We start from the raw sequence: 21,919 nt of genomic DNA, 5'->3' as shown, positions 1-21,919 counted from the left end.
TCGCGCGATCCTGTCGAGTAGGTCTGGACCCCCGCATGCCGGCACCCCACAACTATCGCATGACCGAGAACCCGCTCCTCGCCCCCTGGACCACCCCCTTCGGCGTGCCGCCCTTCGACCTGATCCGGGCCGGGCATTTCGCGCCGGCCTTCGAGGCCGCGCTGGACGCCCATCGCGCGGAGATCGCCGCCATCGGCGACAACCCGGCCGAGCCCGATTTCGCCAACACGATGGAGGCGCTGGAGCGGTCGGGCGCGCTGCTGACCCGCATCGCCTCCGTCTTCTTCAACCTGACGCTCAGCCAGGCGACGCCGGAGTTGCAGGCGGTGGAGCGGGACTGGGCGCCGAAGCTGGCCCGCCACCGCTCCGCCATCGCGCTGGATCCCGGCATCTTCCGGCGCGTCGCCGCGCTGCATGTGCGGATCGATGCCCTGGGCCTCGCCCCCGACCAGCGGCGCCTGCTGGACCGCCGCTACCAGGGCCTGCTGCGATCCGGCGCGGCGCTGGACCAGGCGACGCGCGACCGCCTGACGGAACTCTCCACGCGCCTTGCGACGCTCCACACCGCCTTCGGCCAGAACGTGCTGGCCGACGAGAATGACTGGACCCTGGCGTTGGCCGAGGACCAGCTCGGCGGGTTGCCGGACAGCCTGGTGCAGGCGGCGCGGGAGGCCGCGAAGGAGCGGGGGCAGGAGGGCTACGTCATCACCCTCGCGCGCTCCTCCGTCGAGCCCTTCCTGACCTTCTCGACGGAACGCGCGCTGCGGGAGCGTGCCTGGCGCGCCTGGGTCGCCCGCGGGGCGCTGCATCCCGACCGCGACAATGCATCCCTGGTGCGGGAGATCCTGGCCCTGCGGGCGGAACGCGCCCGGCTGCTCGGCCACACGGATTTCGCGGAGTACCGGCTGGTGGACACCATGGCCCGCACGCCGGAGGCCGCGGAGGGCCTGCTGCGCGCGGCGTGGGAGCCCGCCAAGGCCCGCGCGGCGGCGGAGCGCGAGGAGTTGGCCGCCATGGCCCGCGCCGCCGGCCACAACGACCCCATCGAGGCCTGGGACTGGCGCTTCTGGGCGGAGCGCGCCCGCCAGGCCAAGCACGAGATCGATGCCGGAGCGCTCAAACCCTATTTCGCGCTGGACGCCATGCTCGCCGCCGTCTTCGACACGGCGAAGCGGCTGTTCGGCATCCGCTTCGAGGAACGCGCCGACATCCCGCGCTACCACCCCGATGTCCGCGCCTTCGAGGTGACGGAGGCCGACGGCACGCATCGCGGCGTCTTCCTCCTCGACAATTTCGCCCGCGCGGGCAAGCGGTCCGGCGCCTGGATGAGCAGCTTCCGTGTGGCGGATGCGCTGGATGGCCGCGTCTCGCCCATCATCGTCAACAACAACAACGTGGCGAAGGCATCCCCCACGCTGCTGTCCTTCGACGATGCGCGCACGCTGTTCCATGAGTTTGGCCACGCGCTGCATGGGCTGCTCTCGACCGCGCGCTACCCGTCGCAATCCGGCACCGCGGTGCTGGGCGACTTCGTCGAATTCCCGTCGCAGGTGATGGAGAACTGGCTGAGCGTGCCGGACGTCCTGCGCCGCTATGCGAGGCACGTGGAGACCGGCGAGCCCCTGCCGGAGGCGGTACTGGAGAAACTGCTGGCGGCGCGGAATGAGGGGCAGGGCTTCGCGACGGTGGAATACGTCTCCTCCGCCCTCATCGACCTGGCGCTGCACCGCGTGGCGGCGCCGGAAACGCTCGACCTCGCCGGCTTCGAAAGCGACTTTCTCCAGTCGATCGGCATGCCGGAGGCGATCGGGCTCCGCCACCGCCCGATCCATTTCGGGCATCTGTTCGCGGGCGGCGGCTATGCCGCGGGCTACTACTTCTATCTGTGGGCGGAAGTGCTGGACGCCGACGGCTTCGAGGCCTTCGAGGAAGCGGGCGACCCCTTCCACCCGGACCTGGCCGCGAAGCTGCGGCAGGTCTTCGAGGCCGGGGATACGCGGGACCCGATGGAACTCTATGTGGGCTTCAGGGGGCGCAAGCCGGCGGTGGATGCGCTGCTCAGGAAACGGGGGCTGGCAGCGTGATTGATGGGGAAGGCTTTGCCTTCCCCATACCCCATCCACCAGGGGGCAGAGCCCCCTGGACCATCGTCAAAACAAGGGTTCCAAGGGCCCGCTGGCCCTTGGCAAAGGGGGTACGGGGGAAACGGCGTTTCCCCTGGGCAACAGGCTACACGTTGAACCTGAACAGCAACACGTCGCCGTCCTTCACGACATATTCCTTGCCCTCGACGCGCATCTTGCCGGCTTCCTTGGCGCCCTGCTCGCCGCCCAGCGTCGTGTAGTCGTCATAGGCCGTGGTCTCGGCCGCGATGAAGCCGCGTTCGAAATCGCCATGGATCACGCCCGCCGCGCCCGGCGCCTTGGTGCCGCGCACGATCGTCCAGGCCCGCGTCTCCTTCGGCCCCACCGTGAAATAGGTGATCAGGCCCAGCAGCTCATACCCCGCGCGGATGATGCGATCGAGCCCGCTATCGGCCAGGCCCAGCGACTCCAGAAACTCCGCCCGGTCCGCATCCGCCATCTGGCTGATCTCGGCCTCGATGGCGGCGGAGACGATGACGGCCTTGGCCCCCTGCGCCTTCGCCATCTCGAACACCCGCGCGCTGAAGGCATTGCCGCTGGCGGCGGAGGCTTCCTCCACGTTGCAGACATAGAGCACGGGCTTGGAGGTCATGAGCTGGAGGCGGCGCACCGCCTCCTCCTCCCCCTTCGGGATCGCCGTGCGGGCGGGCCTGCCCTCCTGCAGCGCGGCCAGGATCGGCTCGATCAGCGCCAGCTGCGCGCCCGCTTCCTTGTCGCCGCCGCGCGCGCGCTTCTGCAGCCCGATGCTGCGCTTCTCCAGGCTGTCGAGGTCGGCCAGCATCAGCTCCGTCTCGACCGTCTCCGCATCCCGCACCGGATCGACGCTGCCCTCGACATGGGTGATGTCGTCGTCCTCGAAGCAGCGCAGCACATGGACGATCGCATCCACCTCCCGGATGTTCGCCAGGAACTGGTTGCCCAGCCCCTCGCCCTTGGAGGCACCGCGCACCAGGCCGGCGATGTCCACGAATTCCAGGCTGGTCGGCACGATCTTCTGGGACTTGCCGATCTTCGCCAGCACGCCGAGCCGCGGATCCGGCACCGCCACGCGGCCCACATTCGGCTCGATCGTGCAGAAGGGGTAGTTCGCGGCCTGGGCGCTGGCGGTGGCCGTCAGCGCGTTGAACAGGGTGGACTTGCCGACATTGGGCAGGCCGACGATGCCGCAGTTGAAACCCATGGGAGATCAGCCTTCCTGAGCAAGCAGCGCGCAGAGATCGGCTGCCAGGGTGGAGGCGGCGATGCGCGCCGCCGCGTCGTCGGTGCGGAAATCCAGCGCCGCGGCGCGCAGCAGCGGCGCCAGCGTCGCCGGCGGCAGGCCGACGCGCTTGGCGGCATCGGCGATGCGGATGGCGTGTTCCTGCGGGCTGCGGTTCTCCGCCAGCAGGGCGGCCGCATCCAGCGCCAGCGCCGCGCGCAGCGCGGCCTCGCCGGCGGTGTGCAGCACCATGCGCAGGCGGCGCACGTCGGAGATCGGCTCGGCTGCCGCCACGCCGGGCGGGTTGGGGTTGCCGGTGGCGCGCAGCGCGGCGGCGGCGCCGGCCAGCGCCTGCGCTTCCCGGATCAGCCCCGCCGCCAGCGCCGCGGCGCCATTGGCGAAATCCTCGGGGCCGGGGCCGCCGAAATCGCCCCCGAACATGCCGTCCTCATCCTGCATCACGCCGGTCCCTGCTGCGTCAGAAGTGCGATGCGCGTCATGAAGTCCTCGGCCTTGCCCGCGGCCAGCAGCGGCGCGGCATCGGCCACCGCGTCCAGCAGCGGCTCCACCCAGGTATCGACCTTGGCGAAATTGCCGAGCACATGGCCATGGACGCGGTCCTTGTGCCCGGGATGCCCGATGCCGAGCCGCACGCGCCAGAAATCCGGGCTGCCGAAGGCGCGCTGCATGTCGCGCAGCCCGTTATGGCCCGCGGCCCCGCCGCCCTTCTTCACCCGCACCTTGCCCGGCGCCAGGTCCAGCTCGTCATGGAAGGCCCAGACATCGGCCGGCGCCAGCTTCAGGAAGGCCGCGGCCTGCTGCACGGAATCGCCGCTGGCATTCATGTAGGTCTCGGGCTTCAGCGCCAGCACCTTGGTGCCGCCGATGCTGCCCTCCGCCACCTGGCCCTTGAAGCGCTTCCGCCAGCTGGAGAAATTGTGGCGGCGGGCGATGGCGTCCATCGCCATGAAGCCGATGTTGTGGCGCTGCTTCGCGTGTTCCTGCCCCGGATTCCCGAGGCCAACCCACAACAGCGCCACGACATCCTCCGCAGCCCTGCGCAAGCCGGGCAGCACTGCCGCGCGGCCCGGCCCGGGCATCGATGATGGGGGCCGGCGCCGCTTCCCCGGGGGGAGCGGCGCCGGCGGTCACTCACTTCTTCTTGGCGGGCGCGGCGGGGGCCGCGGCAGCCTTGGCCGGGGCGGCGGCCTTGCCGCCCTTGCCCTTGGCCTTGGGGTCCGGCGCCGGGGCCGCGGCCACGGGGGCCAGCGACTCATCCGTGGTCGGCGCGGCGATGGTCGCCACGACGAAGTCGCGGCCGACGATCACCGGGCGGGCGCCGAAATTGTCCTTGATGGCGGACCAGCGCAGGCTCTCGCCCACCTTGGCGGCGCCGAGGTCGATCTGGAAGCCATCCGGCACCTTGTCGATCTCGGCCATCACCTCGACCTCGCGCCGCACCACGTTCAGCACGCCGCCGGCCTTGATGCCGGGGGAGGTGTCTTCGTTGAGGAAGGACACCGGGACGCGGACGCGGATACGCGCGCCGGGGGCGACGCGCTGGAAATCGACATGGACGGGGCGGTCGGTCACCGGGTCGAACTGCACGTCGCGCATGATGGTGCGCTCCGTCGGGCCGTCCTTCACCGCCACCTCATAGAGGTGCGACTGCCAGCCGCCCTTGGTCAGTTCCTTCATGACGTCGCGCGGGTCCAGCGCCACGAGGGTCGCTTCCTGCTTGGCGCCATAGACGACACCGGGGACAAGCCCCGAACGGCGGGTCGCGCGTGCTGCCCCCTTACCTGCGTGCTCGCGCGCCACAGCCTCGATCCGAACAGTCTGGACCATTGCCAGGCTCCTTTGAAAAGAAAAGCGCCGGCCTCCAGGGGTGCCGACGCGGGGCGACGCCTAGCGGATAGGGCGCCCGGACGCAAGGCTCCGCGCGGAAAACCGGCCTCGCGGGCCGGATTCAGCCCCCCTCCTAGCCCACCGTGACCCGCGCCTGGGCCCGGGCGCTGCGCCCCTGCTCATCCGTCCAGGTGAAGACCAGCTCGCTGGTCCGGTCCAGCTTCAGGAAGAAGACGTGGTAGGGGTTGGCGGAGGTGCCGTTGCGGAACTCCGCCTGGAAGGCCAGCGCCCCGTTCACGGAAACGGTCAGGCGCTGCAGCATGTCCCGCGGTGCGGCGCGCCCGCCTTCCTGGCGCAGCCCCGTCTCCATCGGGTGTTCCATCAGGGCGCGGATTTCCACCGCCTCGCCCGGCCGGGCGCTGCGGAGGACGCGGATGCGGGGGGTCGCGAGCGTCACGACAGGCACCCCCCGGTGGTCACGCGCAATTCGGCCACCGTCCGGCGCACCGTGCCGTCGCTCAGCTGCGCCACGGCGATGATGCGCTGGTCCTCCGCCAGGCGGATGCGCGTCTGCACCTCCGCCCGCGCCATCACCGGCGTCAGGCGGAAGCTGGCGACACCCGGCGTCGGGTTGCGGGTGGCGAAGACATGGATGGCGGTGACGTGGGCCTCCGCCGTCTGCGGGCTTTCCACCAGCACGGTGATGGGGACCTGGCCGCCATTCTCCGCGACGGGCGGCGCGCGCAGCGTGATCCCGCCCTCGGTCGCCGGCGTGTCGCCCACCTGCTCCCGGATCGCGGCCGCGACGGCGTCTTCCTGTGCCAGCGCGCCGCCCGGCAGCGCCAGCAGCAGCAGGCCGAGGCCGGCGCGACGGGTAAGGGCAGGGGCCATCAGGCGAACATGTCCTTCGTGATGCTCTCATACCAGCTATCGGCATAGGTCGCCTCCAGCCGCCGCTGCTCCGGCAGGTCGCCGCGGGGGGAGACGCCGCCGGAATTCGGCACCTCGACGATCGCCGTCCCCTCCGCATTCGGGCGGAAGATGCCGACGATGGAGATCCCGTAATCCTCCCCCACATGGCTGTAGCAGGTGTTGTAGTAAAGGGCCTGGGGAGGCGCCTCGCCCCGCAGCGACGCCACCGCGCTCGCCACCGCCTGCTTGGCCGTGGAATTCGCGATGTAGCCGGATTTCGGCATGGGGCCGGGGATGTTGGCGTCGCCGACCACATGGATGCCCGGTGCGGCGCGGCTCTCGAAGGTCACCGGGTTCACCGGCACCCAGCCGGACTGGTCGGTCAGCCCGGCCTCGATCGCGATGCGGGCGGCGGATTGCGGCGGGATGACGTTGGCGACCGCCACCCTGTGCCGCGTGCCGAATTCCGTCTCCAGCACCCGCTCCGCCGCATCCACCCGCGTCACGCGGCCATCGCGGTTGGCCGGCACCCATTCGATCAGGCCGGGATAGAGGGCGTTCCACCCATCCTGGAACAGCCCCTGCTTGCTGAAGGCATCCTTCGCATCCAGCGCCAGGATCTTGGACCGCGGCTTGTGGCGCTTCAGGTAGCCCGCGATCATGCTGATGCGCTCATAGGGGCCGGGCGGGCAGCGGAAGGGGTTGCCGGGGATCGCCAGCCCCACCACGCCGCCATCCGGCATCTCCTCGAGCTGCCGGCGCAGCAGCAGGGTCTGCGCGCCATCGCCGGGGACCCAGGCATGGGGCAGGCGCTCGGCGGCGGCCTCGTCATAGCCCTCGATCGCGCCCCAGCGCAGCGCGATGCCCGGGGAGAGGATCAGCCGGTCGTAGTCCAGCGTCTCCCGGCCACCCAGCCGCACGCGCTTTGCGTTGGCGTCGATCCCCGTCGCCCAGTCATGCACCACGCGCACGCCCCTGGCGCGCAGCCCGTCATAGCCATGGGTGATGTCACCCATCTGGCGCACGCCGCCGATGACCAGATTGCCATAGGGGCAGGTGACGAAGCGCGTCTTCGGCTCCACCAGCGTCACCGCCAGCTCCGGGTAGCGCCGGCGGGCGAAGGCGGCGGCGGAGGCGCCGCCGAAGCCGCCGCCGACCACCAGCAGCCGCGCCTGGCCCTGCGCGCGGGAAAGGGACGGGGTGGCGAGGATGGCGGCGGCGCCCAGCAGCGCGCGGCGGGAGAGGGTCATGGCGTGCATCCTCAGCGCGGCAGGCGGGCGAAATGGTCGGCGGCGGCGGCGATCTCGGCCTCCGTATAGCCGCGGGCGACGCGGCCCATGATGGTCGCGGGGCGCTCATTCGCCCGGAAGGCGGCCATCAGCGCCACCAGCTCCGCCCGGTCCCGCCCCGCCAGCGCCGGCACCCCGCTGGCACCCGCGCCGTTCGGGCCGTGGCAGCCGATGCAGCCTTCGGCCACCAGCGGTGCCTGCGCGCGGGCCCCGCCCAGCGGCAGCCCGGCCGCGAGCGCGGCGGCGAGGAGTGTCATGCGCATCATCGTTCGTTCCCCGGCGACATCAGGCGTCGTTCCGTGGATGTTGCTACAATGCACGAAATGATGGTGTCAAATGCCGCGAATCACGCGCGCCCCAGGCCGAAGAGCGGCCTGAGCCGCAGCCCCACCGCATTGCCCAGCAGCGCCGGCACGATCCAGACCCAGCCATGCAGGCTGCCGGAGGCGATGCCGCCGAGATAGGCGCTGATGTTGCAGCCCGAGGCCAGCACCGCCCCCACCCCCAGCAGCAGCCCCCCGATGACGGAGGCCGCGGCCTCCCCCGCCCGTGGCCAGCGCCAGCCCGCCATCCGCCCCGCCAGCGCCGCCGCCAGGAAGGCCCCCGCCATCAGGCCGAGATCCATCACGGTCGTGCGGTCCGCCAGCACGGGGCGCAGCAGCGCCTCCGTCCGGGTCGGGTCCTCCCAGAAAGGCCAGAAGGCCGGATCGTCCCAGCCCAGGGCCTCCACGATCTTGGAGCCCCAGAGGGGAAAAGCCGCGGTGATGGCCCAGGGCCGCCCCGCCAGGAACAGCGTCGCCACCGACAGCAGCGCCAGCCCCAGCGCCCCCCAGGCCATCGGCCAGGGCCCGCGCCAGAGGATGGCGGGGAAGGGGCCGCGCGGCCGCCAGCCCATCGGCTCCACCGCGCCATGCCGCGCCTGCTCGATGACGCGGGATGCGCCGAAGACCAGCGCGAAGGCCAGGAGGCTCAGCCCCACCGCCGGCCACAGCCCCAGCGCCCCGGGCAGCGACACCGCGCCGATCCCGGGCCAATCCGCCCAGGCCTCGTATTGCCAGGCCGCCAGCGTCGCCCCCGCGATGAAGGAAGCCAGCGTGATCCACATCCGCGCCCCTTGCCCGCCCGCCGCCGTGTAGAGCGTGCCGGAAGCGCAGCCGCCGCCGATCTGCATCCCGATGCCGAAGAGGAAGGCGCCCGCCAGCAGCGCGACGCCCACGGGGAAGACGAAGCCCCTGACCGGCGCGCCCGCCAGGCTGCCGGCCTCGATCGCCGGCAGCATCAGCAGCGTCGCCACCGCCAGCAGCAGCATCTGCGCGCGCAGCCCCGCGCCGCGGCCTTCCGCCAGCAGCCGCCGGAAGGCGCCGGCGAAGCCGAAGCTGGCCTGGAACAGCACGAAGCCCAGCGCCGCGCCCAGCAGCCAGAAGGCCGAATGCGGCGCCAGCCAGGCCGCGCCGCCCCCCACCAGCAGAATCGCCACCCCGATCACGCCCGCACCCCCGTCCCGTCCGGGGCCAGATAGGGGGGCCGGCGCCGCGGCGCTACAGGACGACGCTCGCCACCAGCAGCGCCTCCGCCTCCGCCTCCACCGGCGGGGCGGAGAGCAGGATGACGGCCAGCCAGCCCTAGATCGCGGCTTCCATCACGGGTGCATCAGCCCCAGCGCCGCCAGCGCCGCCACGGTGGCGCCCGCCACCAGCACGGCCCGCAGCGCCAGCGCGGCGGGGCCTTCGAGGAAGGCGAGGAGAGGGGTCGCGCGGGGCCTCGCGCGGGGGGAAGGATCAGCCATGGCCCGATGTTCCACAGATTCCACAGCGCGATCAAGGGATGCACGACATGACGTCGTTTTTAGCGGATCGGGGAATGGTTGGCGGTGGACTCGCGGTATCGGATCGGTATATCTCCATTCCACGAAGCCAAGGGGGTTTTCCATGCCGGGCCCAGGGACCGCGATCCACAGGCGCTGTTGACGCTCAGCGCCTGCCCTCGGCCCCGCCATCGCCTGCCCGTCCCCGCCGCCGGAAAGCCGCCTCCCGATGTCCTCGCTCCCCGCCGCCATCCTCCCCGCCCGCCCGGCGCCCCTCTCCGCCCGCGGCCTGGAGGCGCGCCCCCTGCACCCCGCCTTCGGGGTGGAGATCCTGGGCCTCGACGTCACGCGCGATCTGGATGAGGGCGCGGCCCAGGCGCTCCGCCAGGCGCTGGAGGCGCATGAGGTGGTGGTGCTGCGCGGCCAGGCGCTGGACCCGGTGCAGCAGGCGGGCTTCACCGCGCGCCTCGGCACGCTGTCCCGCCACCCGCTGACGCGCCTCGCCTTGCCCGGCCTGCCGGAGGTGGTGCTGGAGCAGGACGAGCCCGATGACCGCCACGCCCAGTGGCACGCCCACATGACCTGGGCCGAGGCGCCGAGCCGCTATTCCGCCCTCTTCGCCGCCGAGGTCCCGGCCGAGGGCGGGGTCATCGCCTTCGCCTCCCAGGTCGCGGCCTATGCGCGGCTCGATCCCCATCTGAAGGACCGGATCGAGTACCTCTCGGTGGAGCATGCCCATCCCCGCGGCCGCGCCGCCGGCCTCGCCCCGGTGGTGCACCCGCTGGTGCGGATCGACCCCGTGACGGGCCGTCGCGCCCTGGTGCTGGACCATGACACCACGGCGCGGGTGCGCGGATTGCCGGAGGCGGAGGGCGAGGCTCTGCTGCACCGCCTGCTGGCCGCGGCGACGGACCCCGCCATCACGCTGCGCCATCGCTGGCAGGCCGGCGACCTGGTGGTCTGGGACAACCGCGCGGTCCTGCACCGCGCCGCCTTCCCCGCCGCCTGGCGCCTGCACCGCACCATGGTGAGCGGCAGCCGCCCCCTCGGCCCCGCCGACCTCGTCACGCCCTGGGTTTCGGCGGGGTAGGCTGGCTGGTGATCCGGCGTGGGCGCTGGTGATGCTGGCAATCCCTTCCGGGTTGGCTATCCTTTGCCAGGCGCGCCGTGACACGGTGATATTCTCCCTGCCGTAGGACTGCCCGCCCGGGCGGGATCGCGATGTGAGGTTTCCGGGAGGCCTCATCGGCGCGCCGCTCCGCAGGATCCGGCCATTGTCGCGTCGCGTGCCGGCTTGGCGGCGACCGCGCCGCCGGTGACGCGGTCGCCGGTCAGTACGCGTTGGCCTCGGCCGGCGTCATGAAACCGAGCGCCACATAGTCGTTGAGCTGCGCATCCACGGCCGCCAGCAGCGCGCGCACGTCCTCGATCAGCATGGCGGCGACGTCCTCGGGCCGGTCGCCGGTGATCTTCACCAGGCGCGCCCTCGCTTCGTCATCCGCCACGGGCTCCTGTCTCGCCATGCAACGCCTCGCACATCATGACGGGCCGCCCGCCGCGGCGCCGTGGGCCATCGCGGTCGGGGGCGGGTCAGCGCGGCGACCCCCGCCCCCGCTGCGCTCAAACCGGCGCCAGCCCCACCGTCATCCCCCCGCAGACATACAGCACCTGCCCCGTCACGAAGCCCGCCCGCTCGTCCAGGAAGAAGTGGACGCCATGCGCCACATCCTCCGGCGTGCCGAGCCGCTTCACCGGCACCCCCTCGATGATCGCCCGCGTGCGCGGGCTGTTGTCCGGGTTGGCGCGGCGGAACAGTTCCGTCGCGATGGGCCCCGGCCCGATGGCGTTCACCGTGATGCCGTCGGCGGCCAGTTCCAGCGCCCAGGTGCGCGCCAGCCCGATCAGCCCCGCCTTGCTGGCCCCATAGGCGCTGCGCAGTTCCTTCCCCAGCGCGGCGCGCGACGCGATGTTGACGATCCGCCCGAAGCGCGCGGCGCGCATGCCGGGCAGCAGCGCCTGCGCCGCCAGCAGCGCGCTGCGCAGGTTCACATCCATCACCGTCGCCAGGTCTTCCGGCGTCGTCTCCTCGATGCTGGCGGGCTTCACCACGCCGACATTGTTCACGAGGCGCAGCGGCCCATGCCTGGCCGCCGCCTCCGCCAGCACGCCCCGCGCCGACGCCAGGTCGGCGAAGTCGCACTCGAAGAAGGCCTCGCGCGGCAGGGGCTCCTCGGGGGCGCGGAGGTCGAGGTTCACGACGCTCAGCCCCGCTTCCACCGCGCGGCGCGCGATGGCGCGGCCGATGCCGCCGGAACCCCCCGTGATCAGGACCGCGTCGCTCACTTCCAGCTTTCCTCCACCCAGGCCAGCAGGCGGTCCGCCAGGCTTTCCCAGCCCCAATCCAGCATCATCGCATGCGCCACGCCGTCCAGCAGCGCGAAGGGCGCGGCGTGCCAGGCGGCGGTGCGCACCACCGCATCGGGCGGCACCAGCGGGTCCCGCCGCGCGCCATAGACCACGGCGGGCTTGCCCACGCCCCAGGCCGGCGGCACGGGCTGCGGCGCCTGGGCTTCCAGCAGCGCGCTGCGGCTTTCGGACCCCATGCGCGCGATGTGGCGCAGGGCCAGCGCCTCCGGCATGGCGGGGCCGAACAGGGCGCGCCGCAGCAGCGCCGCCTGGGCGGCGCCGGCGCCGGGCTCCGTCATCCGCGCCACCGCGCGCCACAGCGGCGGGTCCGCCATGGCCAGCCGCCAATTGGCCCAGGCCAGCCCCTCCGGCGGCGCCGGCGCCAGCAGCGCGATGCCCGCCACCCCCGGCTGGTCCAGCAGCCGCTGCGCCACCAGCCCGCCCAGCGAATGGCCGACGATCACCACCGGCCGGTGGATGGCCGCGATCGCCGCCCGCGCATCATCCGCGTAATCCGCCAGCCCCGCCGGGCTCTGGGTGGAGCCGCGGTTGAAGCCGGGCGCGAAGACGGGGAAGCCCGCCGCGGCCAGGCGGGCGCCGAAGCCCTCCGCCCAGACCCAGGGGCCGCAGGCCGCGCCGTGCAGCAGCAGCAGCGCCGGCGCGCCGGGCCGGGGGACGGGCGGGTCCCAGGCCAGCATGGAGCCGCGGGCGAAGATCAGGTCGAAGGGGTCGGGGGCACGCATCCCGCCCATCGTGGCAAGGGGGAGCGTGATGGGCAACGGGCGTCAGCCTCCGCTATGGTCGCGCCATGCCCCATGGACCCGACCCGATGCTCGCGACCATCGTCGCCTGCATCCTGCTCGCCTTCCTCCTCGGCAGCGGGGCGCGGCTGCTCCGCATGCCCGCGCTGATCGGCTACATCGCCGCCGGCATCGTCATCGGCCCCTGGCTGCCGGGATCGCTGGCGGAACGGGGCATGGTCGCCGCCATGGCGGAAATCGGCGTGGCGCTGCTGCTCTTCGGCGTCGGGCTGCATTTCAAGCCGGCGGACCTGCTGGCGGTGTGGCGCGTCGCGGTGCCGGGGGCGGTGCTGCAGATCGGCGTCGCCATGGGGCTCGGCGCGCTGGTGGGGCAGGGGCTGCTCGGCCTGCCGCCGGGTGCGTCCCTCGCCTTCGGCCTCGCGCTCGCCATCTCCTCCACCGCGGTGGCCACCCGCGCGCTGGAGGAACGCGGCAAGCTCGGCGGCCCGCCGGGGCGGCTCGCGCTGGGCTGGCTGGTGATGCAGGACCTCGTCGTCGTCTTCGCCCTGGTGCTGCTGCCGGCGCTGGCGGGGGGCGGGGATGGGCATGGCCTGGCGCTGGATGTGGGCAAGGCCGCGCTCTCCCTCATCGCCTTCGCGCTGGTGATGGTGCTGGCCGGCCGCCGCGCGCTGCCCTGGGCGCTGGTGCGGGTGGCGCGCGGGGGCTCGCGCGAGCTCTTCACCCTGGCCGTGCTGGCGGCCGCGCTCGGCGTCGCGGTGCTGGCCTCCTCCCTCTTCGGCGTCTCCTTCGCCCTCGGCGCCTTCTTCGCCGGCGTGGTGCTGGGGGAAAGCGATGTCGGCCACCAGGCGGCGGCGGAGGCGACGCCGCTGGCCCGCATCTTCTCCGCCATCTTCTTCGTCTCGGTCGGCCTGCTGCTCGACCTCAGCGTGGTGGGGGATACGCCGCTGGCCGCCGTCGCGGCGCTGGCCGCCGTGCTGCTCGGCATCGGCGGCGGCGCGCTGGCCGTCATGCTGGCCTTCCGCGTGGCCCCGCGCGTCGCGCTGGTCGTCGCCGCGGGCATCGCGCAGATCGGCGAATTCTCCTTCCTGCTGACCGAGGTCGCGATCCGCCAGGGCCTGCTGCCCGATGCCGTGCGCGGCCCCGTGCTGATGGCCGCCGTCGGCAGCATCATCGCGACGCCCCTGCTGCTGAAGGCGGCGGAGGCGCTGGCGCCGTGGCTGGAGGCGCGCCTGGCGCGCCCCGAAGCCCGCCCCGCCCTGCCGCCGCAGCTTCCCTGGCCGGTGCTGGCGGACCACGCCATCGTCGTCGGCTCCGGCCGTGTCGGCAGCGTCGTCATCGCGGCGCTGCGCCGCCATCACCTGCCGCTGATCGTGGTGGAGGAGGATCGCGCCGGGGCGGAACGCCTCATCGCCCAGGGCATCCCCACCGTCTGGGGCGACGCCACGCGGCCGGAGGTCTTCCACGCCGCCGCCCCGGAACGCGCGCGCCTCATCGTCGTGGCGCTGCCCGATGCCCCCCAGGCGCGGGAGGTGCTGCGCGAGGCCCGCGCCGCGCGGCCCGGCATCCATGCCGTGGTCCGCACCCATAGCGACGAGGAAGTCGCCTGGCTGGAGCAGGAGATCGCCGGCACCGGCCTGGTGCTGATGGGGGAGCGTGAGACGGCGCTCGGCATGGCGGACTACGCCATGCAGCGCCTGGGCGTCGCCGCCTCCACCGCCCAGGCCACGATCGACGTCCTCCGCCGCCGCGCGATGGAGGACATCGCCGGAGGGTGAGTATTCTTGCCCTCAAACGCCGGGCGCGGCCTCCGGCCGCTTGGCTTCGCCGCATAAGCGGCGGGCCGCGTTCGCGGCCTCGGCCGGCCTGAGGCCGGCCGCAGATTGCTCTTCTTCGGGGCCCGCCTACCCCCTGGGCATCTCCTGCTCCACCAGCGTCGCGAAGTAGCTGGCGCCGACCGGCAGCAGGTCGTCGTTGAAATCGTACTGCACCGTGTGCACCGGCGCCGATCCCTTGGCCCCCGCCGCCTGGCCGAGCTTGAGATAGGCACCCGGCCGTTCCAGCAGCATGAAGCTGAAATCCTCGCCGCCCATCACCGGCGGCATGTCGCGCCGCACCTTGCCCTCGCCCAGCACGCTGGAGGCCGCGCGCGCCGCGCGGCGCGCCTGCTCCGCATGGTTGATGGTGGGGGGATAGCCGCGCTGGTAGCTGAACTCCGCCACCGCGTCATGCGCCGCCGCCGTCGCCTCCACCACGCGCCGCATCGCCGCCTCGACCAGATCCTGCACCTCCGGCTTCAGGGTGCGGACCGTGCCGCAGAGCGTCGCCTCGTCCGGGATGATGTTCGTGGCCGTCCCGGCATGGAACTGCGTGGTGGAGATCACGGCCGATTCCAGCGGATCGACCCGCCGCGCGACGATGGTCTGCAGCGCGGCCACGATATGCGCGCCCACCACGATGGGATCGATGCCCCCATGCGGCCGCGCCGCATGCCCGCCCTGCCCGCGCACCGTGATGAAGAAGGTGTCGCTGGCCGCCATCATCACGTCGTCCCGCACATCGGCCTCGCCCAGCGGCAGCGACGGATCATTGTGCACGCCATAGACGGTGTCGCAGGGGAAGCGGGCGAAGAGGCCCTCATCCATCATCACCTTGGCGCCGGCGCCGCCTTCCTCCGCGGGCTGGAAGATGAAATGCACCGTGCCGTCGAAGTTGCGCGTCTCCGCCAGGTACTTCGCCGCGCCCAGCAGCATGGTCGTGTGCCCGTCATGGCCGCAGGCATGCATGCGCCCCGGGTTCTTGGAGGCATAGGGCAGGCCCGTCGCCTCCGTCATCGGCAGCGCGTCCATGTCGGCGCGGAGCCCGATGGTGCGGCCGGAATTGCCGGTGCCGCGCAGCACGCCGACCACGCCGGTCCTGGCGATGTTGGTGTGCACCTCGATGCCCCAGGAGGCCAGCAGCTTCGCCACCTGCTCCGCCGTCCGGCTCTCCTCGAAGCGCAGCTCCGGATATTCATGCAGGTCGCGGCGCCAGGCCTCCATCTCGGGCTGCAGGGCGGCGATGCGGTTGATGATGGGCATGGCTGTTCCTTCAGAGCGCGATGGCGTTGTCGGGGTCGATCACGCGGACGACATAGGCATCGACCAGCGGCGCATATTCCTCCCACAGCGCGCGCAGCGCGGGGATGGGCTTCGCATGGCCATCGGCGCGCAGATCGACCAGCGCGAAGTCGTGCTCACCATAGACCAGCAGGCTGGCGGAGCGCACCTCGCCATGCTCGCCGCCCGCTTCCTCCCCCGCTTCCAGCCCGCGCAGCAGGCGTTCCGCCAGCGGCAGGTCCGGGTCCGCCGCGAAGGCCGCCGCCATGGCATCCGGCACGCGGCTCGAGGACAGGATGTTGCCGATGGCGACGACATCCGCGCCGTGCGCCGCGCCGTGTTCCGGCTTCACCCGCGCGCCGTGGAAATGCGCCGTGCGCCCCGCGGCGTCGATCGCCGCCAGCTGCCGCCATTTGTGGTCAGGCGTGGAGGCGACCAGCGCCGCGATGGTCTCCGCCGCCGTGCAGCCGGACCGCAGCAGCCCGATGCCGCGCGGGCCGAGGCGCGGATCCGTCCGGTGCTGCGTCAGCACCGCCCCCACGCCGGGCGCCACCGCATGCACCCGCGCCCCCACGGCCAGCGAGGAGGTCGTCGCCGCCGCCCCGAATTGTCCCGTGCGCGCGCAGCGCCCGATCAGCGAAAAGGTCATAAATCCAGGCCCTCAGACGGCGGGCGCGGCCTCCGGCCGCTTGCCTTACGCGCCTACGCGCTGGGGCGCCTGGCGGCAAGGGTGCCCTGCGCGCGGGGGCCGCCTTGCGGCCCCAAGAACAAAGTGGGTGGCGCTGTCAGCGCCGCGCCACCGCATGGTCCCAGTAGGTGAAGGTGAAGTCCTGCTGCGCGCGGGCGCCCAGGTGGCAGCCGAAGCAGGAATTCAGCGGGATGTTCCGCCGCTGCCCCGCCCCGTCGAAGGCCGCGTATTCCCAGTTGCCGTTGCGCTGGTCCGGGCCGTAGCCCTCGCCCCAGCCGGCCTCCTTCTGCTGCACGCCGATCGCGATCCAGCCGGGCTCCGGGATGAAGCGCCCGGCGGTATCCAGCAGCGGCCTTCCCTGCGCATCCAGCCTGGCGCGGGTATCCGCCATGATGATCAGCGTCCCCTCCGGCGCCGGCTGCCCGGCCCGCGTCGCCGCATAGGCTTCCGGGTTCACATACATGTGCCGGATGATCTTGCGATCCTCCTTGTCCACCGTGGCGTAGCGGATGAAGCGGGCCTGCCAGTCCGCCGGCAATTCGATATTGTGCGGCCCGGGCGTATAGGGCGCGCGCGGCTGCGCGCCTGCTGCGACGGACAGAAGGCCGATCGCCACCGCGCCGGCCAGCATCGAAACCCGCATGGAACGCTCCCCCTGACATTCTGTCAGGGCGCATCAGGCCATGCCGGGCCGTGGCTGGCCAACTATCCTTTCCGTCACCATCAATCGAAGGCGGGAACCTGGCGCGCCATGCCGCCATGCAGGTCCAGCATCCGCTGCCGCCAGGCCTCCACCGGGTCATCGGCCTCCAGCAGCCGGAAGGGGCTGACGCAGCGCGCCCATTGGAAGCAGCCCATCACGATGGCATCGGCGTAGAGCGGCGCGCCGCCGGCCAGGAAGGGCTGCGCCCGCAGCACCATCCGCAGCGGATGCAGCGCCTGGCGGAACGCCTCCACCCGCGTGTCCCGGTCCGCCTGCGCCGCTTCCAGCGTCATGCCGAAGCGCTTCTCCCGGCTCGCGCGGAAATAGGCGCGGTCCCGCTCGTCGATCACCGCGTCGATATCGGCCACCACCAGCCGTGCGATCCCGGGCACCACCACCGCATCGGCGAAGGCATTGACGAAGCGCGCCAGCGCCCGGCCGGGATCGGCGCCGAACAGGCTCGGCCGGTCGGGATAGGCATCCTCCAGGTATTCCGCGATCGCCCAGCTGTCGGCCACCACGCGGTCGCCATCCACCAGCACCGGCACCTTGTCGCTGCCGAAGGGCGCGATCACGTCCTTTTCCGTGAAGCGCCAGGGCACCGCCTCGAAGGCCAGGCCCTTGGCCGCCAGCGCGTAGCGCAGCCGCCAGCAATAGGGGCTGAAGCGCCGCGCCGGGTCGGCGCCCGCCAGGTCGTAGAACCGGATCGTCATCGTCCATCCCCCGTGTCGTTCTCGCCCAGCTCCGCCAGGCGGCGCGCGATCTCGCGCCGGTCCTCGCCCGGCATCGCCGCGCGGGCGCGCAGCGCCGCCACCAGCTCCGCCCGCCTGCCCTGCCGGGCCAGCATCGCCTCGAATCGCGAGCGCCAGCCGGCGCCCAGCGCCTCATCCGCCAGCCGCGCCAGGGCGGGCCGCGCCTCCGCCGGCGCCGCGCCCATCACCAGGAACAGCGCGGCTTCCTGCTGCGGGCGGGCCAGCCGCGGCAGCAGCGCGCGCAGCGCCGCCTCCCCCTGCGCCGCGCCATCGGCCCGGTACACCGCCAGCACCTGCGCGGGGCCGAAGCGCGCCGGCTCCGCCTCCGCCCGCCGGGCCAGCAGCGGCACCGCGTCGCGCGGCGACAGCACCGCCAGCAGCGCCAGCCGCGCCGTCGTGCCTTCCCCCTGCGCCTCCGGCCCCGCCGCCTCCGCCTCCCGCCGCAGGCGCCGCAGCGCGGGGTGCTGCGCCACGGTCGGCAGCTGCGCCGCGATGGCGCCGATCTCCGGCACCGCCGCCAGCAGCAGCACGATGCGGTTGCGCGCCTCCTGCTCCGACGCCCAGTCCAGCATGTCGAGCGTGAGGCCGAGGCTCCCGGTGCCGAGCGGCCGGGCCAGCGCCGCCGTCACCCGCGCCTCCTCCGGCGTCCAGCCCTCCGGCCAGTCGCGGCGGGATCGCAGCGCCGCCAGGGCGGCATCCGCCAGGCCGGCGTCGCGCCGCCGCGCGGCCAGGGCCAGCGCCTCCACCATCGCGCCGGCGCTGGCCGGCCCGCCCTCGGCCAGGAAGCGCGCCGCCTCCTCCCCCCGCTCCTCCGCCAGGGCGAGCCGCAGCCAGGCATCGGCGGCCGCGGCGCCATCCGCCCGGTGGCGGTCCAGCAGCGCCAGGCCCGGGCCGCTGCGCGCCGGCGCCATGGAGAGTTCCGCGAAGAGCCGCAGCGCGCCGGGATCGGGCCGGGGGCCCTGCAGGTCCCGCCGCAGCCGGTCCCAGGCCGCCTGGTCCTGCCCCCCCTCCCGCAGCACCAGGGCGAGGCCCCGCGCGCCCTCCGCCGCGTTCGGCGGGCGCGCCAGCGCGGCCTCCGCCAGCCGCCGCGCCGCCGCGCGGTCGCCCCGCGCCAGCGCCAGCTGCGCCGCCACCTCGGGCCGCGCGGCCAGGCGCTGCGGGTCGATCCGGCGCAGCAGATCCGGCCGCTGCGCCTGCCGCGCGGCTTCCGCCAGCCGGGCGGGCAGGGGGGCGGGCCAGGCCTCCGCCGGCAGCAGCGCCGCGACCTCGAAGGCCTCCTCCAGCCGTCCCTCCCGCAGCGCGAGGTCCACCAGCAGCGCGCCGGCGCCGGCGGGCAGGCCATCGGTGGCGCGCAGCGCCAGCAGCCGCGCCAGCGCCGCGCCGCCCCAGCCCGCCCGCGCTTCCGCCTGGGCCAGCGCGAAGGCGGTGGCGGGTTCCGCCTGCGCGGCCGGCGGCAGGCCTTCCAGCAGCAGCAGCGCCAGGTCGGGCCGCGAATCCCCCATCAGCACGCGGCGCAGCGCCTCCAGCAGGTCCGGCGCCTGCGCCGCCAGCGTCGTGCCCAGCGTGCGCAGCGCCACCCCCGGCTCCGGCAGCCGCAGCGCGGATTGCACGGTGCGCAGCGCCAGTTCCGGCGTCGGCCCGCGCGCCAGCGCCTGCATCAGGCCGGACACCGCGCCGCTGGCATCCCCCGCATCCATGCGCAGCGCCGCCAGCCGCAGCGCCTCCGCCTCCGTCGTCGCGCCGATGGCCGAGAGCCGGTCGAGCGCCGCCCGCGCCGCCGCCTGGTCGCCGAGATCCGTGCGCAGCTCCATCGCCTCCCGCAGCGGCGCGGGCTCCCCGGTCAGCGCATGCAGCCGTTCCAGCGCGATGGCGAGTTGCAGGGGCCGGTGCGTGCTGCGCAGCTGGTCGGCCAGGCGGCGCAGCGCCTCCGCATCCATCGGCCGGGCGGCGGAGGCGCGTTCCAGCGTCGCCGCGGCCCGGTCGGCCGGGGAGGGTGGGGCCTCCACGAAGCGGGCCGGGCGCGGCGCGCTCGGGGCCGGCAGCAGCGCCATGGCCGCGATCGCCGCCAGCGACGCCGCCGCGAAGGCCAGCGCGAATCGCCGGCCCTCGCGGCGCGGCAGCCCCTCGGGGCCAGGGATGATCGCGGCGGGCGCGGCGGTGGCGGACATCGGACCCTGATCGGTAGCCCTCAACACCTACCCGCGCGGCCCCGCGCCCACCAGGGGGAAAGCCTGTGGGGGGAAAGCAGGGGGGGGGGCGAAGGGGCCCCCGGCCCTGGCGCTGGCCCAGCCTTCCCGATAAGGACTCCTTCATGCGACGCTCGTGGCCCTGCCGCGGGCCGGACGGCGATCGGGGCAGGCGGTCGGGGCTCGGATGAAGGCACAATCGGGGATGGTGGCGGGGACGCTGGCGTGAAGATGCCGACCGCTTCGGCTGGCCGCCGCCGGGACCCGCCCCCGCTGGACAGGGCGGATGATGCGGGCCCCGCCGCGCGCCCCCGCATCGCCCCCGCGCCGGATTCCGGCCGCGGCGCCCGCCAGGCCGCGGCGCGGGAAGAACCGGCCGAGCCCATCATGGCCCCGCGCGGCAAGCTTTCCGGCGCCGATCCCTGGGCCGCCCATGCCGCCATGGCGGGGCTGGAGGGGGCCGGTTCCCCGGTGCCCGCGCGCAACGCCGCCACCACGCCGCCGCCGCGCGCCACGCCGCTGATCCGCCCCGAACCCTCCCCCCGCCAGGCGCCCGCGCCGCCGCCCGCCCCGCCGGCCCCGCGCCCCGCGCCGCCGCGCGCCGCGGACCCCCCATCGAACGCCCCGGCGAAGACCCTGGCGGACATCCCCGCGGAGCCGGCCGCGGAGGCCCCGCGCCGCCGCCGCCTGCCCTGGTCCCGCGCCCCGAAGCCGGCGGAAGCCGCGGCCGAGCGGCTGCGGGCCCTCGGCACCAAGCAGCCCCGCCTGGCACCGCCGGAGCCCGCGCCGGAAGCCCCGGCCGCGGAGGCCCCGCCCCCCGCCGCCAGCGGCGGCGTGGACCTGCCGCTCCGCCCGCTGCTGGAAGGCTTCGGCGCGCTGGTGGCGCTGCTGCTGCTCGACCTTGTCATGCGCGGCAACGGCTTCGGCGGCTGGCCGGTCTCCCCCTTCGCGCTGCCGGTGCTCTATGTCGCGGCGCGGCACGGGCTGGCCCCCGGCCTGGCCGTCGCGCTCACCGCCGGGGTGCTGCGCATCGGCATCGCGCTCTCCACCGAATCCTGGACCGCCAATGCCTGGGTGGAGCCGCTGGCCTGGCCCTGCGCCGCCGCGCTGGTGGGCTTCTTCACCGACCGCGCCCGCCACCGCGCCGTGGCGGCCGAGCGCGCCGCAGCCGGCGCGCTGGCGGACCGCGCCGCCATCGCCGAATCGAATGACCGCCTGGCCGCCCGCGCGCTGGAACTCGATGCCCGGCTCGGCGCCCGCCTCCAGGCCGCGACGGCGGTGTTCGAGGCCAGCCGCGCCCTGGGCCATGGGACGGAAGGCGTGATCCGCGGCGCCACCGGCCTGCTGCGCGCCGCGACCGGCTGCACCGCCTGTTCCTTCTGGCTGGCGGAGGACCGCACGCTGCACCTCGTGGCCTCCGAGGGCTGGCCCCCCGATGCCGCGCTGTCCCACCACTTCCTGCGCGGCCCGCTGGTGGATGCGATGGAACGCGGGCGCGGCGCCCTCGTCGTCACCCGCCCGTCGGACCGCCTGGCCCTGGGCGGGGAAGGCATCCTCGCCGCCCCCGTGCTCTCCCCCTGGGACGGGCTCGTGCTCGGCATGGTGAAGGTGGAGGATATCGGCTTCGCGGAGCTGGCGCTGGATACCGTCGCGGCGCTGGAAGCGGCGGCCGGCTGGCTCGGCGCCGCGCTGGCCGATGCGCGGGCGCGGGAAGCGGCGGATGCCGCCGCCGCGGCCTCCGGCGGCGCGCTGGCCGGCGGCGGCATGATGGTGGCCGGCGAGGATGCCGCCCGCGCCATCGCCGCCACCACCAGCCTGGCGCGCCGCGTCGGCTTCGACCTGGCGCTGCTCTCCGCCGAGATCCCCGCCGGCCCCCGCGCCGCCGCGGCACTGGAGGCGACGCGCGCCGCCATGGCGGAGGCCTTCCGCGGATCGGACGTGCTGCTGGAAGCGCGGCTCGATGAACGCCGCCTTTCCGTGCTGCTGCCCGCCGCGGGCCTCGGCGGCGCGACGATGGCGGCGGCGCGGCTGCGCGCCCTGCTGGCGGAACGCGCGCCGGCGGCGACGCAGCAGGTCATCGTCGGCGTCGCCCAACTGCACCACGGCGCGGCGCCGCATGGCTGACCGCGATGG

Annotated in this window: 22 protein-coding genes; 4 read left to right on the top strand and 18 right to left on the bottom strand. The window is 74.1% G+C overall.

Annotated features, from left to right (window positions below):
• Positions 1-35 precede the first annotated feature (35 nt).
• The gene (locus JJI54_RS22200; RefSeq protein WP_226381987.1) at positions 36-2,084 is read left to right on the top strand and encodes a M3 family metallopeptidase; all 2,049 of its coding nucleotides are present in this window, start codon (positions 36-38) and stop codon (positions 2,082-2,084) included.
• A 145-nt stretch (positions 2,085-2,229) separates the two neighbouring features.
• On the opposite strand, the gene ychF is transcribed toward JJI54_RS22200, so the two are convergent.
• From ychF to JJI54_RS22150, 10 genes are all read right to left on the bottom strand, one after another.
• Positions 2,230-3,324: a redox-regulated ATPase YchF gene (gene ychF / locus JJI54_RS22195; protein ID WP_203075244.1), complete on the bottom strand. Its 1,095-nt coding sequence runs from the start codon at positions 3,322-3,324 to the stop codon at positions 2,230-2,232.
• A gap of 6 nt (positions 3,325-3,330) precedes the next feature.
• Positions 3,331-3,801: a hypothetical protein gene (locus JJI54_RS22190; RefSeq protein WP_203075243.1), complete on the bottom strand. Its 471-nt coding sequence runs from the start codon at positions 3,799-3,801 to the stop codon at positions 3,331-3,333.
• The gene (gene pth / locus JJI54_RS22185) at positions 3,801-4,376 is read right to left on the bottom strand and encodes an aminoacyl-tRNA hydrolase (RefSeq protein WP_226382015.1); all 576 of its coding nucleotides are present in this window, start codon (positions 4,374-4,376) and stop codon (positions 3,801-3,803) included. The genes JJI54_RS22190 and pth overlap by 1 nt, the downstream gene beginning before the upstream one ends.
• Before the next feature lie 118 nt (positions 4,377-4,494).
• The gene (locus tag JJI54_RS22180; protein ID WP_203075241.1) at positions 4,495-5,190 is read right to left on the bottom strand and encodes a 50S ribosomal protein L25/general stress protein Ctc; all 696 of its coding nucleotides are present in this window, start codon (positions 5,188-5,190) and stop codon (positions 4,495-4,497) included.
• 133 nt (positions 5,191-5,323) lie between these two features.
• On the bottom strand, positions 5,324-5,647 hold the full coding sequence (gene soxZ, locus JJI54_RS22175; RefSeq protein ID WP_203075240.1) for a thiosulfate oxidation carrier complex protein SoxZ: 324 nt from the start codon (positions 5,645-5,647) through the stop codon (positions 5,324-5,326).
• Positions 5,644-6,081 carry a thiosulfate oxidation carrier protein SoxY gene (locus JJI54_RS22170; protein WP_203075239.1) on the bottom strand — a complete coding sequence of 146 codons (438 nt, stop codon included), beginning with the start codon at positions 6,079-6,081 and terminating at the stop codon, positions 5,644-5,646. Before JJI54_RS22170 ends, soxZ begins: the two co-directional genes overlap by 4 nt.
• Positions 6,081-7,352 carry an NAD(P)/FAD-dependent oxidoreductase gene (locus JJI54_RS22165; RefSeq protein WP_226381986.1) on the bottom strand — a complete coding sequence of 424 codons (1,272 nt, stop codon included), beginning with the start codon at positions 7,350-7,352 and terminating at the stop codon, positions 6,081-6,083. The genes JJI54_RS22170 and JJI54_RS22165 overlap by 1 nt, the downstream gene beginning before the upstream one ends.
• A gap of 11 nt (positions 7,353-7,363) precedes the next feature.
• Entirely contained in the window at positions 7,364-7,648 is a 285-nt protein-coding gene (locus JJI54_RS22160; protein WP_226381985.1) for a c-type cytochrome, read from the bottom strand.
• An 89-nt stretch (positions 7,649-7,737) separates the two neighbouring features.
• Complete coding sequence (locus tag JJI54_RS22155; RefSeq protein ID WP_318987555.1) at positions 7,738-8,868, bottom strand: YeeE/YedE family protein; 1,131 nt, start codon at positions 8,866-8,868, stop codon at positions 7,738-7,740.
• 162 nt (positions 8,869-9,030) lie between these two features.
• Positions 9,031-9,177 carry a hypothetical protein gene (locus JJI54_RS22150; protein WP_203075235.1) on the bottom strand — a complete coding sequence of 49 codons (147 nt, stop codon included), beginning with the start codon at positions 9,175-9,177 and terminating at the stop codon, positions 9,031-9,033.
• A gap of 247 nt (positions 9,178-9,424) precedes the next feature.
• Here JJI54_RS22150 and JJI54_RS22145 point away from each other — a divergent pair, with 247 nt between their 5' ends.
• Positions 9,425-10,285 (top strand): TauD/TfdA dioxygenase family protein, encoded by an 861-nt coding sequence (locus JJI54_RS22145; protein WP_203075234.1) that lies wholly within the window; start codon positions 9,425-9,427, stop codon positions 10,283-10,285.
• 241 nt (positions 10,286-10,526) lie between these two features.
• Here JJI54_RS22145 and JJI54_RS22140 read toward each other — a convergent pair whose 3' ends face one another.
• The 3 genes from JJI54_RS22140 to JJI54_RS22130 all read right to left on the bottom strand — a co-directional run bounded on the left by JJI54_RS22140 (position 10,527) and on the right by JJI54_RS22130 (position 12,344).
• On the bottom strand, positions 10,527-10,718 hold the full coding sequence (locus JJI54_RS22140; RefSeq protein WP_203075233.1) for a hypothetical protein: 192 nt from the start codon (positions 10,716-10,718) through the stop codon (positions 10,527-10,529).
• A 97-nt stretch (positions 10,719-10,815) separates the two neighbouring features.
• Entirely contained in the window at positions 10,816-11,538 is a 723-nt protein-coding gene (locus JJI54_RS22135; RefSeq protein ID WP_203075232.1) for an SDR family NAD(P)-dependent oxidoreductase, read from the bottom strand.
• Positions 11,535-12,344: an alpha/beta hydrolase gene (locus tag JJI54_RS22130; RefSeq protein WP_203075231.1), complete on the bottom strand. Its 810-nt coding sequence runs from the start codon at positions 12,342-12,344 to the stop codon at positions 11,535-11,537. The genes JJI54_RS22135 and JJI54_RS22130 overlap by 4 nt, the downstream gene beginning before the upstream one ends.
• A gap of 65 nt (positions 12,345-12,409) precedes the next feature.
• On the opposite strand from JJI54_RS22130, the gene JJI54_RS22125 reads away from it, so the two are divergent.
• The gene (locus JJI54_RS22125) at positions 12,410-14,137 is read left to right on the top strand and encodes a cation:proton antiporter (RefSeq protein ID WP_203075230.1); all 1,728 of its coding nucleotides are present in this window, start codon (positions 12,410-12,412) and stop codon (positions 14,135-14,137) included.
• A 126-nt stretch (positions 14,138-14,263) separates the two neighbouring features.
• Here the strand turns inward: JJI54_RS22125 and JJI54_RS22120 are convergent, their stop codons facing one another.
• The 5 genes from JJI54_RS22120 to JJI54_RS32820 all read right to left on the bottom strand — a co-directional run bounded on the left by JJI54_RS22120 (position 14,264) and on the right by JJI54_RS32820 (position 19,768).
• Entirely contained in the window at positions 14,264-15,439 is a 1,176-nt protein-coding gene (locus JJI54_RS22120) for a M20 aminoacylase family protein (protein WP_203075229.1), read from the bottom strand.
• A 10-nt stretch (positions 15,440-15,449) separates the two neighbouring features.
• Positions 15,450-16,106, bottom strand: coding sequence for a DUF1028 domain-containing protein (locus JJI54_RS22115; protein WP_203075228.1), 657 nt, complete (start codon positions 16,104-16,106; stop codon positions 15,450-15,452).
• A 136-nt stretch (positions 16,107-16,242) separates the two neighbouring features.
• Positions 16,243-16,788, bottom strand: a complete 546-nt coding sequence (locus JJI54_RS22110; protein WP_203075227.1) for a cytochrome P460 family protein — start codon at positions 16,786-16,788, stop codon at positions 16,243-16,245.
• 80 nt (positions 16,789-16,868) lie between these two features.
• Complete coding sequence (locus JJI54_RS22105; RefSeq protein ID WP_203075226.1) at positions 16,869-17,561, bottom strand: glutathione S-transferase family protein; 693 nt, start codon at positions 17,559-17,561, stop codon at positions 16,869-16,871.
• Complete coding sequence (locus JJI54_RS32820; protein ID WP_203075225.1) at positions 17,558-19,768, bottom strand: hypothetical protein; 2,211 nt, start codon at positions 19,766-19,768, stop codon at positions 17,558-17,560. Before JJI54_RS32820 ends, JJI54_RS22105 begins: the two co-directional genes overlap by 4 nt.
• Positions 19,769-20,011: 243 nt before the next feature.
• On the opposite strand from JJI54_RS32820, the gene JJI54_RS22095 reads away from it, so the two are divergent.
• Positions 20,012-21,910, top strand: a complete 1,899-nt coding sequence (locus tag JJI54_RS22095) for a hypothetical protein (protein WP_203075224.1) — start codon at positions 20,012-20,014, stop codon at positions 21,908-21,910.
• The last annotated feature ends 9 nt before the right edge of the window (positions 21,911-21,919 follow it).

The sequence above is a fragment of the Falsiroseomonas ponticola genome (assembly GCF_016805305.1).
Classification (GTDB): domain Bacteria; phylum Pseudomonadota; class Alphaproteobacteria; order Acetobacterales; family Acetobacteraceae; genus Falsiroseomonas; species Falsiroseomonas ponticola.
This window is presented reverse-complemented; position numbering and strand designations above follow the sequence as displayed.